Origin of the sequence: Maritalea myrionectae DSM 19524, assembly GCF_000423365.1 — a bacterium.
In the GTDB taxonomy this organism is placed as follows: domain Bacteria; phylum Pseudomonadota; class Alphaproteobacteria; order Rhizobiales; family Devosiaceae; genus Maritalea; species Maritalea myrionectae.
Genome location: NZ_AUHV01000005.1, coordinates 487174 through 502175, shown reverse-complemented (window position 1 = coordinate 502175; position 15002 = coordinate 487174). Strand labels below are relative to the sequence as shown.

General features: G+C 52.5%; 19 protein-coding genes. 1 reads left to right on the top strand and 18 read right to left on the bottom strand.

Annotation, left to right across the window (positions count from 1 at the left end; all coding sequences use genetic code 11):
* Positions 1-4: 4 nt before the first annotated feature.
* From sucD to G549_RS0116465, 13 genes are all read right to left on the bottom strand, one after another.
* The gene (gene sucD / locus G549_RS0116525) at positions 5-916 is read right to left on the bottom strand and encodes a succinate--CoA ligase subunit alpha (protein ID WP_027835951.1); all 912 of its coding nucleotides are present in this window, start codon (positions 914-916) and stop codon (positions 5-7) included.
* 3 nt (positions 917-919) lie between these two features.
* Positions 920-2116 (bottom strand): ADP-forming succinate--CoA ligase subunit beta, encoded by a 1197-nt coding sequence (sucC, locus tag G549_RS0116520; protein ID WP_027835950.1) that lies wholly within the window; start codon positions 2114-2116, stop codon positions 920-922.
* Between the two features lie 42 nt (positions 2117-2158).
* Complete coding sequence (mdh, locus tag G549_RS0116515; protein ID WP_027835949.1) at positions 2159-3121, bottom strand: malate dehydrogenase; 963 nt, start codon at positions 3119-3121, stop codon at positions 2159-2161.
* Positions 3122-3242: 121 nt separating this feature from the next.
* A complete protein-coding gene (zapE, locus tag G549_RS20795; protein ID WP_051214013.1) occupies positions 3243-4397 on the bottom strand; it encodes a cell division protein ZapE in 1155 nt (384 codons plus the stop codon).
* Positions 4398-4419: 22 nt separating this feature from the next.
* A complete protein-coding gene (locus G549_RS0116505; protein ID WP_027835948.1) occupies positions 4420-5037 on the bottom strand; it encodes an AprI/Inh family metalloprotease inhibitor in 618 nt (205 codons plus the stop codon).
* Between the two features lie 151 nt (positions 5038-5188).
* Positions 5189-5446 carry a hypothetical protein gene (locus tag G549_RS20790; protein ID WP_036223122.1) on the bottom strand — a complete coding sequence of 86 codons (258 nt, stop codon included), beginning with the start codon at positions 5444-5446 and terminating at the stop codon, positions 5189-5191.
* Positions 5447-5498: 52 nt separating this feature from the next.
* Positions 5499-6275: a succinate dehydrogenase iron-sulfur subunit gene (locus G549_RS0116495; protein WP_027835946.1), complete on the bottom strand. Its 777-nt coding sequence runs from the start codon at positions 6273-6275 to the stop codon at positions 5499-5501.
* Positions 6276-6288: 13 nt separating this feature from the next.
* Complete coding sequence (locus tag G549_RS0116490; protein WP_027835945.1) at positions 6289-6729, bottom strand: hypothetical protein; 441 nt, start codon at positions 6727-6729, stop codon at positions 6289-6291.
* Complete coding sequence (locus G549_RS0116485; protein WP_027835944.1) at positions 6730-7221, bottom strand: AprI/Inh family metalloprotease inhibitor; 492 nt, start codon at positions 7219-7221, stop codon at positions 6730-6732.
* A gap of 1 nt (position 7222) precedes the next feature.
* Complete coding sequence (gene sdhA / locus G549_RS0116480) at positions 7223-9028, bottom strand: succinate dehydrogenase flavoprotein subunit (RefSeq protein ID WP_027835943.1); 1806 nt, start codon at positions 9026-9028, stop codon at positions 7223-7225.
* A 7-nt stretch (positions 9029-9035) separates the two neighbouring features.
* Positions 9036-9416, bottom strand: a complete 381-nt coding sequence (sdhD, locus tag G549_RS0116475) for a succinate dehydrogenase, hydrophobic membrane anchor protein (RefSeq protein ID WP_027835942.1) — start codon at positions 9414-9416, stop codon at positions 9036-9038.
* An 18-nt stretch (positions 9417-9434) separates the two neighbouring features.
* The gene (gene sdhC / locus G549_RS0116470; RefSeq protein ID WP_036223341.1) at positions 9435-9809 is read right to left on the bottom strand and encodes a succinate dehydrogenase, cytochrome b556 subunit; all 375 of its coding nucleotides are present in this window, start codon (positions 9807-9809) and stop codon (positions 9435-9437) included.
* A 173-nt stretch (positions 9810-9982) separates the two neighbouring features.
* Positions 9983-10192 carry a DUF1737 domain-containing protein gene (locus tag G549_RS0116465; RefSeq protein WP_027835940.1) on the bottom strand — a complete coding sequence of 70 codons (210 nt, stop codon included), beginning with the start codon at positions 10190-10192 and terminating at the stop codon, positions 9983-9985.
* A 146-nt stretch (positions 10193-10338) separates the two neighbouring features.
* Here G549_RS0116465 and G549_RS0116460 point away from each other — a divergent pair, with 146 nt between their 5' ends.
* Positions 10339-10983 carry a carbonic anhydrase gene (locus G549_RS0116460; protein ID WP_027835939.1) on the top strand — a complete coding sequence of 215 codons (645 nt, stop codon included), beginning with the start codon at positions 10339-10341 and terminating at the stop codon, positions 10981-10983.
* Here the strand turns inward: G549_RS0116460 and G549_RS20785 are convergent.
* The 5 genes from G549_RS20785 to G549_RS0116430 form a co-directional block, all read right to left on the bottom strand.
* Positions 10980-11429, bottom strand: coding sequence for a GNAT family N-acetyltransferase (locus G549_RS20785; RefSeq protein ID WP_084634223.1), 450 nt, complete (start codon positions 11427-11429; stop codon positions 10980-10982). The genes G549_RS0116460 and G549_RS20785 overlap by 4 nt on opposite strands.
* 77 nt (positions 11430-11506) lie before the next feature.
* Entirely contained in the window at positions 11507-12538 is a 1032-nt protein-coding gene (locus tag G549_RS0116450) for an aspartate-semialdehyde dehydrogenase (protein ID WP_027835938.1), read from the bottom strand.
* Positions 12539-12881: 343 nt separating this feature from the next.
* On the bottom strand, positions 12882-13976 hold the full coding sequence (leuB, locus tag G549_RS0116440) for a 3-isopropylmalate dehydrogenase (protein WP_027835937.1): 1095 nt from the start codon (positions 13974-13976) through the stop codon (positions 12882-12884).
* 104 nt (positions 13977-14080) lie between these two features.
* On the bottom strand, positions 14081-14512 hold the full coding sequence (locus G549_RS20780) for a hypothetical protein (RefSeq protein ID WP_027835936.1): 432 nt from the start codon (positions 14510-14512) through the stop codon (positions 14081-14083).
* A gap of 78 nt (positions 14513-14590) precedes the next feature.
* Complete coding sequence (locus tag G549_RS0116430) at positions 14591-15001, bottom strand: hypothetical protein (RefSeq protein WP_027835935.1); 411 nt, start codon at positions 14999-15001, stop codon at positions 14591-14593.
* Position 15002 lies beyond the last annotated feature (1 nt).

Below are 15002 nucleotides of genomic sequence, written 5' to 3'. Positions count from 1 at the left end.
TTTTTTAGCCCTTAAGGACTTCCAAAAGCGTTTCACCGATTTTGGCGGGAGAGCGAGACACTTTAATGCCTGCATCTTCCATGGCGGCGATCTTGTCTTCCGCGCCACCTTTGCCGCCAGAAATCACAGCACCCGCATGGCCCATTGTACGCCCTGGAGGAGCTGTCAAACCAGCAATAAAGCCAGCCATCGGCTTCGAACGGCCTTTTTTGGCTTCCTGCTTGATGAACTCAGCTGCTTCTTCTTCCGCAGAACCACCAATTTCACCGATCATGATGATGCTTTCGGTTTCATCATCATCCAGGAACATATCGAGCATGTCGATAAATTCAGTGCCCTTAACCGGGTCACCACCGATGCCCACAGCTGTGGACTGGCCAAGGCCTGCATTGGTTGTTTGGAACACAGCTTCATACGTCAATGTGCCTGAACGCGACACAATGCCCACTGAACCTTTGGAGAAAATGTTACCGGGCATAATGCCGATTTTACATTCGTTCGGTGTCAAAACGCCGGGGCAGTTTGGCCCGATCAAACGTGAGTTTGATTTCTCAAGCGCCGCTTTCACCTTCACCATGTCCATCACAGGCACGCCTTCGGTGATGCAAACGATCAGCTCGATCTCAGCTTCAATCGCTTCCATGATCGCGGCTGCTGCACCTGCAGGTGGCACATAAACAACTGACGCATTTGCGCCTGTTTCTTTTTTACCTTCTGCAACGCTGGCAAACACGGGCAGATCCTGTGTGCCGTCGCCCACATTACCTGTCCAGGTGGAGCCACCCTTTTTCGGGTGAATGCCGCCCACCATTTTGGTGCCGTGATAAGCAAGTGCTTGCTCAGTGTGGAACGTACCTGTTTTACCGGTCAGGCCCTGAACCAACACTTTTGTATCTTTATTGATCAAAATAGACATTGGTTACGCCCCTTTCACTGCAGCAACAATTTTCTGCGCCGCATCGTCAAGATCATCTGCTGGGATCACGTTCAAGCCGCTCTCTTCAATGAGCTTTTTGCCTTCCGCAACCTTCGTGCCTTCAAGACGCACAACCAAAGGCACGTCCAATCCAACTTCTTTCACCGCGGTCAAAACGCCCTCTGCGATCACGTCGCAGCGCATAATGCCACCAAAGATGTTGACCAAAATGCCTTTAACATTCGGGTCAGCCGTGATGATTTTAAAGGCTGCAGTCACTTTTTCAGCGTTCGCGCCGCCCCCAACGTCAAGGAAGTTGGCAGGCTCTTCGCCATAAAGCTTGATGATGTCCATGGTCGACATGGCCAAGCCAGCGCCGTTCACCATACAACCGATGGTGCCGTCCAAAGCGATGTAAGCCAAATCATATTTGCTGGCTTCGATCTCTTTGTCGTCTTCTTCAGTCAGGTCACGCAGTTCAACAATGTCCGGATGGCGGAACAAGGCGTTGCCGTCAAAAGAAACCTTGGCATCCAACACGCGCAAATGACCGTCTTTCATCACGATCAGCGGGTTGATTTCCAGAAGGCTCATGTCTTTTTCAGTGAACGCCTTATAAAGAATGGGGAACAGCTTCATGCCGTCGGCACGCGCATCACCATCCAATTTCAACGCATCACAAATCGCAGACGCGTTGGCTTCAGTTACGCCAGCATCTGGGTCGATTGAAATATTGTGGATTTTCTCAGGGGTTTCTTCGGCAACCGCTTCAATATCCATGCCGCCTTCAGTGGAGACCACAAAGGCAACCTGGCCGGTTACACGATCAACCAACAGCGAAAGATATAGCTCGCGCTCAATGTCCGCGCCATCTTCCAAATAAAGCTGGTTCACTTGCTTGCCAGCTGGGCCAGTCTGCTTGGTCACCAATGTGTTGCCGAGCATCTCGTCCACATGGGCCTGCATTTCGTCCAAATCAAAAGCAAGACGCACGCCACCTTTGGCATCTTCAGGCAATTCTTTGAATTTACCTTTGCCGCGACCACCAGCGTGAATTTGGCTTTTTACCACCCACAATGGGCCACCCAATTCTTCAGCCGCTTTGCGCGCTTCTTCTTTTGAAAAAATTGGAATACCTTTGGCCACTGGCGCGCCATAGGAGGCCAAGAGCTTCTTGGCCTGATATTCATGAATGTTCATCGCATCACTCCGTTGGTTTCGCGATTCAAGTTTAAGCGCGCGTTACGCCAATTTCGGTGCAATTTTCTTGCACGCCTCAACAAGACCATCGACAGACGCGACAGACTTATCAAATTGAGTTTGCTCAGATTTGGTCAAGGAGATCTCAACAACCCGCTCAACGCCGTCCGAACCAATTACGGTTGGTACGCCGACATACATGCCTTTCACGCCGAACTCACCCTTCAGGTAAGCCGCACAAGGCAGAACGCGCTTCTTGTCTTTCAAATAGCTTTCAGCCATCGCAATCGCAGATGTCGCTGGGGCGTAGAAAGCTGAACCTGTTTTCAACAAGCCCACGATCTCCGCACCGCCATCACGTGTGCGCTGAACGATCTCTTCCAAACGCTCTTTGGTGATCCAGCCCATTTTGACCAAATCTGTCAGTGGAATGCCGGCAACAGTGGAATAGCGTGTCAATGGCACCATCGTGTCGCCGTGGCCGCCCAATACGAATGCGGTTACGTCTTGTACAGATACGTCAAATTCATCCGCGATAAAGTGACGGAAGCGCGAGCTATCCAAAACGCCAGCCATGCCCACAACTTTGTTGGCAGGCAAACCGGAGAAACGCTGCAATGCCCAAACCATGGCATCCAGCGGGTTGGTGATACAGATCACAAAGGCGTCTGGTGCATATTTTGCAATACCCGCGCCAACCTGTTCCATCACCTTCAAATTGATTTCCAACAAATCATCGCGGCTCATGCCCGGCTTACGCGGCACGCCTGCGGTTACGATCACAACGTCCGCACCAGCGATGTCTTTATATTCTGAAGTGCCTTTCAAACGGCTGTCATAACCGTCTACCGGCGCAGATTGTGCCAAATCAAGCGCTTTGCCCTGCGGCACACCATCAACAATATCAAACAAGGTTACGTCACCAAGTTCTTTTGCAGCAGCCAAGTGAGCCAAGGTGCCACCGATCTGTCCGGCGCCGATCAGAGCGATTTTTTTACGAGCCATTTCCCAAGTTTCCCTATAGGTAAAGTAAGTTGTTTCCAGTCCCTCAATAACGCTAAGTGACTAGTTGTGCAAGTGAACCCTTCGTATTAGTTGCACCCTAAACCCAGCGTTTCCAGACCTGTCACGCCTCACCTGAATTCTCATCCGTCTCTTCCACATCATTGAGCGGTGCGCCCAAATATTCAAGAGAACGCATTTCCATCAAACGCGACAGGGTGCGTTGAAATTCAAAAGCCGTTTTATCGTCGCCACTTAACTCGTTCAAAGGGGCCGCAAAAGAGGCCGCCAACTTGCACCCGCGATCATATAAAGTATCGATCAGCAGGATAAATCGCTTGGCCGCATCGCTGCGCGCCCGATCCAAATAGGGGATCTCATCAATGATAAAGGTGTGATAATGGTGCGAAAGCCGCAAATAATCGCGCGCGCCCAGCGGCGCTTCACACAATTGCTTAAACCCGATTCGCATCACGCCCATGGCCTGCTGCGGCACTTCAAAGCGCCGCCCCAGCAAATTGATCTCTTCAGGCTCCCCCGCCTGTCCACCAGTCAAATTGCGCCACACGCGATCCAACCCGGCCCGCGCCTCCTCGTCATGACCAAAGAAATAGATCGGCTGCTCTTCCAGCTTCTCTCGCCGATAATCATGATCAACATCTAGGCGCAGCACATGTGTTTGCTGTTTAAGCAGCGCAATAAAGGGCAACACCAATTGTCGGTTCAGCCCGTCTTTATAAAGACCATCTGGCGGTACATTCGATGTGGCCACCACCACAATGCCTGCGGCGAACAATTGTTCGAACAAGCGCGAAAGCAACATGGCATCGGTGATGTCATTGACGTGAAATTCGTCAAAACACAGCAATTTGGTGGAATCGATGATCGGCCCGGTCACATGCGGAATGGGATCTCGCCCACCCCGGTCTTTGCCGTCATCGCTTTTGCGATAGGCGGTAATCGCCTCATGCACTTCCGCCATAAATTCATGAAAATGCACGCGGCGCTTTTTCTTGATATCAATATGGTTGAAAAACAAATCCATCAGCATGGTTTTGCCGCGCCCCACATCGCCCCAAATATAAAGGCCCTTGGGCGCATCGGCTGCATGATCGCGGCCCAGCAGACGCTGGATCAAATTTGGCTTATTGTCCTGATGGCTGCGCAGATCGGACGCAAGCTGGTCAAAATGGCGCACAATATCGGCTTGTGCCGGATCAGGCTTAAGCACCTGATCAGCGACCAGCTTTTCATAATGCGCGAAAAATGTTTGCCCCATAAAGGCGTTTACCCGCTTGGCGTTAGCCGACCATGGAAATGCCCTGGCCCCCTGCCATGGTGCCCACAAAGCGGTCCCCATTTTGCAGCAGATTACCGATCATTTGGCCTTGCTCGTTAAACAATTGCACCTGATTGCCTGCCAACTGCCATGAGCTGACCGCAGCAACTGCTGGCAACGCACAATTTGGCGCAGACGCACGGTAGCGTCCAGTCGATCCCTTGGCCGATTGTGTCAAATTGAGGCGACACGTTTCTTCACCCGCCTGTACCGTCCACACACCCAAGAGCTTCAACACCGTCAATGGCCCGGTCAAATCGCGACCAGCCACATTTGTGTTCTCATTGACATCGTCAAGCGACACGAACGATCCATCGCTCTCGCCAAACAATGACTGCGCTTCGCCATCTACCGTTTGATTGCCGGCCAATTGCGGGTCTTGTGATTGAGGCTGGCTGCCATCTGCGGGCGGCAATTCCGACTGGTTCACTGTGCCAGTGCTCACCGGCGTCAATTGTTCAGGCGGCGGCGCATTACGAGAGGATGATGTAAATGGCGAACGTGTGGTTGTACACCCGGCCAGCGCGAAGACACCAACAACGCACCCCAGTTGAACAAGTTTCACAATATTTTTCGCCATGCACGGATCTCCTTGGTGCGGAATGTTCTGTAAGCCTGCTTGAAAAAGGTTAAAAGGCCATCAACCATAAGTTTGTCAAGCCCATTGCCCACATCAAGCGCCGTCTATGGCGAATAGGCCTTATTGTGTTCTAGTCAGGAATGTGGCGAGTTTACGTCTCTTGGTCGGATTGATCCGGAATTGACTCTTTTTTGAAGTCTTCACGCAAACTATCGAGCAAAAGCTTGGCGTCTTCCGCTTCGCTACCCGGCACCACAATGGGCACCCCGCTTGGGCCGATGGCGCCAGCAAAGCCCGCCAAGCCGACCTCATTGCCCTCAATGGGATGAAACCCGTGCGATTTGAGCGCCAAGATCAACAAGCGTGCCTCGCCCAAATCGTCAATCTTTGCAATTGTTGTAAGGCTCATCTCCGCCCTTTCAAAAGAAAACCGCCCCAAAGAGGCGGTTTTCGTCTCGTGGCTAAACAGCGCGTTCAACCATCATCTTTTTGATCTCACCAATCGCCTTGGCCGGGTTCAACCCTTTTGGACAAGTGTTGGTGCAGTTCATAATTGTGTGGCAGCGATAAAGCCGGAACGGATCTTCCAGATCGTCCAACCGCTCGCCTGTCGCTTCATCGCGACTATCAATCAACCAACGATAGGCCTGCAACAACACTGCTGGCCCCAAATAGCGGTCGCCGTTCCACCAATAGCTTGGGCAAGAGGTAGAGCAGCAAGCACAAAGGATACACTCATAGAGCCCGTCGAGCTTTTCGCGGTCTTCCCGCGCTTGCAGCCATTCTGTGCGTGGCTCTGGGGTCTTGGTTTGCAACCAAGGCTTAATGGAGCGGTGCTGGGCGTAAAAATTGGTCAAATCCGGCACCAAATCCTTCACCACCGGCATGTGCGGCAATGGATAGACATTGATCGGGCCCTTAAACTCATCAATGCCCTTGGTACACGCCAACGTGTTCAGGCCGCCAATATTCATGGCGCAAGACCCACAGATCCCCTCACGGCAAGACCGACGCAAAGTCAAAGTGGGGTCCACCTTGTCTTTAATGTACAACAGCGCATCCAACACCATGGGGCCGCAATCGTCCAAATCAACAAAATAAGTGTCGATACGTGGATTATCGCCGCTATCCGGATCATAGCGATAAATATGGAATTCACGCACATTGCTGCCCGAAGGTTTCGGCCATGTCTTGCCCTTTTTGGGCTGTGAATTTTTAGGCAGGGTCAATTGAACCATTCTTATCGGCTCCCTAGTGTAAATGCCGCTGATCTTTGCGAATGACGAGCTTTAACCCGGACCAAATCGCATCAACAGCACAGACTTTGACATCAACAAGATCAGTTTGAAGCGCCAGCGCCCGCACCACATCTTCTGTGACATCCGTTTCAACTTTAGCGGCCTTTTTGGGCCATGAAATCCAAATCATGCCATCCGGCACGATCACCCGCTGCATCAGCGGCATATTCTTCTCAAGTTGGCTTTTCGCTTTCGTAAAGCCATGTACCACGTCAAATCGCGTGATATCTGCAGTCAAATCGTCCCAACCACATTCTGCCACCAACTCAAACTCGCGCGCGCTTTTCAGCGCCTGTTGGCTTTGCGGCAAATCCAAAAACATCACTTTGTGGCCATCCTTTAAGCCAAGCTTTTTCGGCAGTGGCGTCCCGGAATAGCCCGCATCGGCACCCATCTACGCGCTCCGCACAAACGTTGCCGGATAGCTTGCACCAGTGGTGATGGTGAACTCACCCTGATAGCGATATGTGGTGGCCGCCTCAAACATGCCGATTTGACGGGTCTTTTCGTCAAACAGCACGATCTTGCTATCGGCCAAAGCCCATCCCGCCACATTGCGCATGCCTTTCACACATTCCGGTGTGGGCACAGCGCTGCGCACGGCGGCGCCATTTTGCATGCCAATCCGCAACTCCACCAGACACTCCCGATCTGAATTGTCAGCCAAAATCCAAAAGCCAGCCAAGTCTTGCTCGGGAATGTGTCCGATGTTCTGCGCACCGCCACTTTGTGCTTCAGCGGTTACCCCTTTGCCCATTTCGTCCCGGTTTGTTTCGCCGCCCCAGGTTTCCGCGCGCCGTGCTGTTGGCTCGTCAGTGACAAAGCACCCCGCCAACACCACCGCCGCAACACCTGTTGCCGCTATCAAACCAAAACGAAAGCGCATTTTAGTAAACCCGCGCTTTCGGTGCGATCTTTGCCAAATCCACTTCTTCAGAGATCGGGTCCACATGGACTTCGCGCAAAGACAATTCGACCTTACCATCTTCAGACAGGCGGGAAATCGAGTGCTGACGCCAGTTCTTGTCGTCACGATCAGGATAATCTTCCCGCGCATGCGCGCCCCGGCTTTCCTTGCGGGCCTCGGCTGAAACAACAGTGGTCATCGCGTTGGCCATCAGGTTTTCAAGCTCAAGTGTTTCCACCAAATCTGTGTTCCAGATCATAGAGCGGTCATGCACCTTGACGTCGGCCATCTCACCCCAAATCTCGGTCATGCGCTTGACGCCTGATTGCAATGTCTCTTCGGTGCGGAACACGGCCGCATCTTCCTGCATTGCCCGTTGCATCTTGTCACGCAATTGTGCGGTCGAAATCGATCCATCCGCATGACGCAACCGATCAAAGCGTGCCATAGCCTTTTCAAAGCTGGCTTCATTCACGTCAGGTACAGCGGCTTCTTTATCCACCACTTTGCCCGCACGAATAGCAGCTGCCCGGCCAAACACCACCAAATCGATAAGTGAGTTTGAACCCAAGCGGTTGGCCCCGTGCACAGAAGCACAGCCTGCCTCGCCCACAGCCATCAGGCCGGGTACGATTGCATCTGGATTGTCTTCGGTTGGGTTAAGCACCTCACCCCAATAATTGGTCGGCACACCGCCCATATTGTAGTGAACGGTTGGGATCACAGGGATCGGCTCACGGGTCAAATCGACGCCCGCAAACACTTTCGCGCTTTCGGTGATGCCCGGCAAGCGCTCGGCCAGCACATCTGGATCAAGGTGATCAAGGTGCAAGAAAATATGGTCCTTGTTCGGGCCAACACCGCGGCCTTCACGAATTTCCATAGTCATGCAGCGTGAAACCACATCGCGCGACGCCAGATCTTTGGCGTTTGGCGCGTAGCGCTCCATAAAGCGTTCGCCTTCTGAGTTGGTCAGATAACCACCCTCACCGCGCGCACCCTCGGTGATCAACACACCTGCGCCATAAATGCCTGTGGGGTGGAACTGCACAAACTCCATATCCTGCAACGGCAAGCCCGCACGGGCCACCATGCCGCCGCCATCACCCGTACAAGTGTGAGCAGACGTCGCAGAGAAATAGGCACGGCCATAACCGCCCGTCGCCAACACGGTTTGCTTGGCGCGGAAACGGTGAATGGTGCCATCGTCCAATTTCCAGGCGATCACGCCCTGACACTCGCCATCTTCGCTCATCAACAGATCGGTGGCGAAATATTCAATGAAAAACTGCGCATTGTTGCGCAAGGATTGGCCATAAAGCGTATGCAAAATCGCGTGACCTGTCCGGTCAGCCGCCGCGCATGTGCGCTGCACTGGTGGGCCTTCGCCGAAATTTTGCATATGCCCACCAAATGGACGCTGATAAATCTTGCCCTCTTCGGTGCGTGAAAATGGCACGCCATAATGCTCTAGCTCATAAACGGCCTTTGGCGCTTCACGTGCTAGATATTCCATCGCGTCATTGTCGCCCAGCCAATCAGAGCCTTTGACTGTGTCATACATATGCCACTGCCAGCTATCCGGGCCCATATTGCCCAAGGATGCGGCAATGCCGCCCTGCGCCGCAACTGTGTGCGACCGCGTGGGAAACACTTTTGAAATACACGCCGTGCGCAAACCCTGCTCAGCCATGCCAAGCGTTGCCCGCAAGCCCGCGCCGCCAGCACCAACAACAACCACGTCAAATTCGTGGTCGATAACTTCATAATCGCCATGCTTTGCCATTGCGGGCCTAACCTCCAAAACTCAATTTCAACAGTGACACGGTGGCGATAATCGCCACGCCAAACGCAAAGAAACTGTTGAGCATCAACAGCAGCCATTTGGTGCTTTCAGTGTGCACATAATCTTCGATCACCACTTGCAGCCCCAAACGCATATGAATAGATGCGGAGACAATGGCGAGAATGGCAAAGCCAGTGATAAACGGATTGGCGAACGTGGCCACCATCTGCGCCCGATCGGCACCAACAAGGCTGATCACCAACCAAACGGAAAAAAGCATCAGCGGCACATTGGCCAACGCCGTTAGGCGCTGATTCCAAAAATGCTCAGTGCCGCTCTTGGCGGACCCAAGCCCAGTCACCCGAGATAAAGGTGTACGAAAACTCATTTCTAGCCCCCCAAAGCGCTAAATCAAAAACAGCCAGACAATGCCCGTGAGAATGACAGATCCACCAAGGGTTGCCCACGCCATGGTGTATCGCTCAGGCCCGTAGCCCTTGCCAAGATCCCAAACGAAGTGGCGCAAACCGCCCAGCATGTGGTGGAACAAGGCCCACGTATATCCAATCAGGATCAATTTGCCGAACCAATGGCCGAAAAAGCCCTGCGCGACGCCAAAGGCGCCGTCGCCAATCGCGGCCGCTGCCAACCACCACACCACAAGGGCTGTGCCAACAGTCAAACCAACACCAGTAATGCGATGCACGATCGACATCACCATGGTGACTTCTTCTTTATAGATCAAAATATGTGGAGATAAGGGTCGATTGGGTTCAGCCATGGCGTCAATTGCCTCTTCTATTTGCCCTCGCCGCGCAAACGGCCATTGGTCGAGTGTGGTCAATGATTACCCTTTGGCCGTCAATTCGTCAAAGAAAACCATATCCACCTTAAGTCGGATACCAACGCTTACCTATAGGTAAAGCGTAAATCAAGTCTCATTTGACCGATCAGTTACTCATAATCGGTTAATTTCCGATCTGGATCATAAGGCTGATCCGCGACCTGCTTGATCACCGCTTGGCCGCACCGCATTTTGCCTGCGTCCGGATCGAAACAATATTTAGGCTCACCATAGAGCACCCACCCCTCCGTCAGGGCCTTAGTTACTTTGTGACAAAAGCTTGAATCATCATCTGCAGACAAGAAACGATAGATGTCCATTTATTCCAATTCCTTCTTAAAACGGCATGCAAATAAACACAGACCATAAATATAGTGGTAGAAACATACTGTTTATGTTTTTTTGACCTTGCCTGCATCCAGGCGATCAATAAATTATCAGAAGTGCAAACAAATCAAAGAGACTGATGGCAAATTTTCCAGATCGACTCATCCAAGGGTACAAAGAGTTCACATCTTCCGCACTGGAAACTGAACGCGCAAGATATAAGGAACTTGCTGAAAAGGGGCAAAACCCTTCAGTTTTGATTATCGCCTGCTGCGACAGCCGCGCCGCGCCAGAAACCATTTTTTCCGCTGGTCCGGGTGAATTGTTTGTGGTGCGCAACGTCGCCAATCTGGTGCCGCCCTATGCACCAGATGGCAACCACCACTCCACATCCGCAGCCATTGAATTTGCCGTTAAAGGCCTGGGCGTTAAAGACATTGTCGTGATGGGCCACGGCCGCTGTGGCGGCATTCAAGCTGCGCTTTCAAATGACGGCAGCAAGCTTGATGAGGGTGACTTTATTGGCAAATGGATGAGCCTTCTGGCACCGGTCGCCGAACAGGTGGCGGCAACAGAGAGCGTAATGACACCCGCCGAACGCCAAAACGCGCTCGAGCGTGTGTCCATTCGCAAATCGGTCCATAATTTGCGTGACTTCCCTTACATTTCAGAAATGGAAAAGGATGGCAGCCTCAATCTGCACGGCGCATGGTTTGATATCTCAACGGCGGAGCTTTGGGTGATGAACGGCGAAACGGGCGACTTTACGCGCGCGGAGAGCTAATCGCGCACCCAGCGATAAAGCCGATCAGGCAGGCCTTCATCATTTTCACCCTCCGTGGTGCGCACCAGATCAAAGCCTTGCTGTTCATAAAACTGGCGCGCGCGCAAATTGGCCTCAAAGCACCAAAGCTCAAGGCGACGCGCGCGCGATTTGGCATCATCCAATAGCGCTTTACCCACCCCTTGAGCGATTAAGTCGGGATGTACGTACAGATGCGCCACCCAATGATCAATTCGCACTAAAAACCCCGCAACCTGCTGACCCGACAGGCCCAACCGCACCTCACCACGGTTCAACAAGTCTTTGAGATGCGCAAAATCCTGTTCACGGGAATAAAGAATGGGCAAGAACGGCAACAGCCTTTGCCGGGAAGCGCGAAAGATCTCCACCAAACGTGGCAGATCTTTTTCCGTTGCTGCACGAATTTGGATGTGTTGGTCGACCATCTTACCGCCTCAAACAAAACACCCGCTGGCCATGCCAGCGGGTGCTCATCATAACAAAACTTGTCGGCGAAATATGCTTATTTGTTCAACAAGCCGCGATTGATGATCGCTTCAGCAATCTGAACCGTGTTGAGCGCCGCGCCTTTACGCAGATTGTCGGCAACCACCCACATGTTCAAGCCGTTCTCAACGGTGGCATCTTCGCGAATGCGCGAAACAAACGTCGCATCTTCGCCAGCCGCATCAATTGGCGTCACGTAGCCGCCATCTTCGCGCTTGTCGATCACCATAATGCCCGGTGCTGCACGCAAAATATCGCGCGCTTCATCAGGCGAAATTTCATTTTCAAATTCAATGTTCACGGCTTCCGCATGGCTGATAAACACAGGCACACGCACCGCTGTGCATGTCACTTTGATTTTCGGGTCGAGCATCTTTTTGGTCTCGGCCAAAACCTTCCACTCTTCCTTCGTGTATCCATCTTCCATAAACACATCAATGTGTGGGATCACGTTGAACGCGATCTGCTTTGGATAGACAGATGGCTCAGGAATATCGGTGACAAAAATGCCTTTTGTCTGGTTCCAAAGCTCATCCATAGCCTCTTTGCCAGAGCCAGAAACAGACTGATAGGTCGACACCACAATCCGTTTGATTTTCGCATGATCGTGCAACGGCTTCAGCGCCACAACCAACTGCGCAGTCGAGCAGTTCGGGTTGGCGATAATGTTCATGCGCTCTTTTTGCGCCATATATTCTTCAAGATGGTGCGGGTTCACTTCAGGCACGATCAACGGCACATCTTGGTGGTAGCGCCAGCAAGATGAGTTATCGATCACAATACAGCCGGTCTTGCCGATTTTTTCCGCCCATTTGGTCGAAATTTCAGACCCGGCGGACATCAAGCAAAAGTCGACGCCTGTGAAATCAAATGTTTCAAGGTCCCGGCATTTCAGCGTTTTGTCGCCAAATGAAACTTCACGCCCTATGGAGCGGGACGAAGCCAATGCATAAACTTCATCGGCCGGAAAACCGCGCTCGGCCAAAATGCCCAACATTTCTTGTCCGACATTGCCCGTCGCGCCTACGATTGCAACCTTATAACCCATAATGATTATTCCTTGTCTCACCCCCGCTTTTGACTTTATCTAGCCTATTGTCCCCCTGGCGGGGGCGCGCAGGGAAAGCTTAGCGGATTTCGGTGGTTTTCTTCTCGGCCTTCTTGCCAACGCCAAGCGCCACGTCTCTGGAAAGAGACATGGTTTTCACAGTCATCATCGTTGTGTGCATCAACTGCATCATGATTGTCGCGTTAGCCGAGTTAATTAAACAAGCGCCGTTGTTGTATCGCATTGCGAAGATTAGTCAACAAAGCTTGCCGAAATATTATTTTGCCCATTTACCTCGCGCCAATAACGCAGCGCGAGGCATATTGTTCCGACAAAGTCGAAATTATATTTTGGCGATGATCGCGTCGCCCATTTCTGCAGTGGAGACCTTTTTGCAGCCCTCTTGCATAATATCGCCCGTGCGCAAGCCTTCATCCAGCACAGCAGAGATTGCACCTTCCAGCTTGTCAGCCAGTTCGATCATTTCAAAGGAATAGCGCAAGGCCATCGCAAAGCTGGCCAGCATCGCAATCGGGTTGGCCATGCCTTGGCCCGCAATATCAGGTGCAGAGCCGTGTACCGGTTCATAAAGCGCCTTGCGTTTGCCGGTGTTCGCGTCTGGCGCACCCAATGAGGCTGAAGGCAACATGCCCAAAGAGCCGGTCAACATCGCCGCCGAATCTGACAAGATATCGCCGAACAAATTGTCTGTGACGATCACATCGAACTGCTTCGGGTTCCGCACCAATTGCATGGCGCAATTGTCCGCGAGAATATGATCAAGCTGCACATCGGCATAATCTTTGTGCACCTCGGTCACCACCTCGTGCCACAACACGCCGGATTTCATCACATTACGTTTTTCAGAAGAATGAACACGCTTGTCACGAGTACGGGCCAAATCAAACGCCACGCGGGCAATTCGGTCGATTTCATAGGTGTCATAAACTTGGGTATCAATGCCGCGTTTTTGGCCATCACCCAGATCAATAATCTCTTTCGGCTCACCGAAATACACACCGCCCGTCAGCTCGCGCACGATCAAAATATCGAGGCCTTCCACCAACTCTTTTTTCAATGAAGAGGCATCAGCCAAGGCGCTATAGCAAATGGCCGGGCGCAGATTGGCAAACAGACCCAGATCTTTACGCAGACGCAACAGGCCAGCTTCCGGGCGCACCTCATAAGGCACATCGTCCCATTTCGGGCCGCCCACTGCGCCGAAAATCACCGCATCGGCCTTCAGCGCCTTGTCCATATCCTCTTCGGAAATGGCCTGGCCGTGGGCATCATAGGCAGAGCCGCCAACAAGACCGGTATCAAAAGAAAAATCGGCAAGGCCTTTTTCTTTCAGGTGCGCAATAAGCTTTTCCACCTCAGCCATAATTTCAGTGCCAATTCCATCGCCGGGCAACAGCAAAAGATGATTTTGTGCCATAGTCACATCCTGAATTTGAATTAGAAACTGCCGCTTTGCTAGCGCTCTCCGGCGCAAATGGCAAGGCGTTGCCGCCAGAATGCGTTCTGCTCAGCTCTTATGGATCAACGCCGCAGCCTCTGATTGCGATAGACGGCATAAAGATGCAGGGCGCCAATCACCAACGCCAAGGACGAAAAGGCAAAGTCGCGGAAAACCGGGCTTTCACCATCGGAAAACAAGGTGAGCCCGAAAAACTGAAAGAATAGCGCTGACCCGCGCAGCACAAAAACCGCCCCGATCAACCCCACCAGCACCCGCACCATCTTGCCAAACCGATCCTTGAACGCCGCCCAAAAACAAATCAGGCTCCAGATCAGAAACACGGTGGCAATCGCCAAGGTCAAAAGCGCAGGCCAGATGTCTCCGGCCACATCCGCCGCCGCCATCACTCTACCAGCGCGCAAAAAGATATAGGCGTCGCCGCCCACCACAATCACCAGCACATGCAACAGGGACAAAATCAAATCGGCCAACCCAGCAAACACATAAAGCATAACTCTCTCCACCATACGCTAACGTATGGAGGTATAGCTGACCGACACGCAGGTGACCAGTGCTTGTTTCGCCGCAGGCTAAATCCAGCCGGCGAGCAGCAACACAATCACATAGGCCGCGGCCAGCAAATCTACCACGATGCACATGGGCGGATACCAGCTCACCACTTTCGCCCCGCGACCCGTATTATGTTTGATAAAATCCCAAACCGCATGCGCCGCCAACCCGATGGGCACGGCCCAGGGCCAGATCGCCAACCCAACCACCGCCAACCCATAGGTCACCAATGCGGCCAAAACTTCATCACGCTGTTGCTGGGCACTGTGATGATGGCCGAGCAGTAAAATGGGATAGACCAGCCCGATCAGCATCAAAGCCCCGGCGGCCACCTGCAGCGGATAATGCGGAAAAATCAGGTGTAATGCGACCAGAAAGGCCAGCATGACAGCGACACCAAAGAGGATCGCGTCTTTTGAAAAGGAAAACATA

What these genes read in the sequence shown, in the direction of transcription:
- G549_RS20780 (WP_027835936.1), bottom strand. Translation starts at nt 14,512, where the DNA reads ATGCTTTATGTGTTTGCTGGGTTGGCCGATTTGATTTTGTCCCTGTTG.
- G549_RS20785 (WP_084634223.1), bottom strand. Translation starts at nt 11,429, where the DNA reads ATGGTCGACCAACACATCCAAATTCGTGCAGCAACGGAAAAAGATCTG.
- sdhD (WP_027835942.1), bottom strand. Translation starts at nt 9,416, where the DNA reads ATGAGTTTTCGTACACCTTTATCTCGGGTGACTGGGCTTGGGTCCGCC.
- mdh (WP_027835949.1), bottom strand. Translation starts at nt 3,121, where the DNA reads ATGGCTCGTAAAAAAATCGCTCTGATCGGCGCCGGACAGATCGGTGGC.
- G549_RS0116465 (WP_027835940.1), bottom strand. Translation starts at nt 10,192, where the DNA reads ATGGACATCTATCGTTTCTTGTCTGCAGATGATGATTCAAGCTTTTGT.
- G549_RS0116485 (WP_027835944.1), bottom strand. Translation starts at nt 7,221, where the DNA reads ATGCGCTTTCGTTTTGGTTTGATAGCGGCAACAGGTGTTGCGGCGGTG.
- G549_RS0116495 (WP_027835946.1), bottom strand. Translation starts at nt 6,275, where the DNA reads ATGGTTCAATTGACCCTGCCTAAAAATTCACAGCCCAAAAAGGGCAAG.
- sucD (WP_027835951.1), bottom strand. Translation starts at nt 916, where the DNA reads ATGTCTATTTTGATCAATAAAGATACAAAAGTGTTGGTTCAGGGCCTG.
- G549_RS0116450 (WP_027835938.1), bottom strand. Translation starts at nt 12,538, where the DNA reads ATGGGTTATAAGGTTGCAATCGTAGGCGCGACGGGCAATGTCGGACAA.
- G549_RS0116460 (WP_027835939.1), top strand. Translation starts at nt 10,339, where the DNA reads ATGGCAAATTTTCCAGATCGACTCATCCAAGGGTACAAAGAGTTCACA.
- G549_RS0116505 (WP_027835948.1), bottom strand. Translation starts at nt 5,037, where the DNA reads ATGGCGAAAAATATTGTGAAACTTGTTCAACTGGGGTGCGTTGTTGGT.
- zapE (WP_051214013.1), bottom strand. Translation starts at nt 4,397, where the DNA reads ATGGGGCAAACATTTTTCGCGCATTATGAAAAGCTGGTCGCTGATCAG.
- sdhA (WP_027835943.1), bottom strand. Translation starts at nt 9,028, where the DNA reads ATGGCAAAGCATGGCGATTATGAAGTTATCGACCACGAATTTGACGTG.
- G549_RS0116430 (WP_027835935.1), bottom strand. Translation starts at nt 15,001, where the DNA reads ATGTTTTCCTTTTCAAAAGACGCGATCCTCTTTGGTGTCGCTGTCATG.
- sdhC (WP_036223341.1), bottom strand. Translation starts at nt 9,809, where the DNA reads ATGGCTGAACCCAATCGACCCTTATCTCCACATATTTTGATCTATAAA.
- leuB (WP_027835937.1), bottom strand. Translation starts at nt 13,976, where the DNA reads ATGGCACAAAATCATCTTTTGCTGTTGCCCGGCGATGGAATTGGCACT.
- G549_RS20790 (WP_036223122.1), bottom strand. Translation starts at nt 5,446, where the DNA reads ATGAGCCTTACAACAATTGCAAAGATTGACGATTTGGGCGAGGCACGC.
- sucC (WP_027835950.1), bottom strand. Translation starts at nt 2,116, where the DNA reads ATGAACATTCATGAATATCAGGCCAAGAAGCTCTTGGCCTCCTATGGC.
- G549_RS0116490 (WP_027835945.1), bottom strand. Translation starts at nt 6,729, where the DNA reads ATGGGTGCCGATGCGGGCTATTCCGGGACGCCACTGCCGAAAAAGCTT.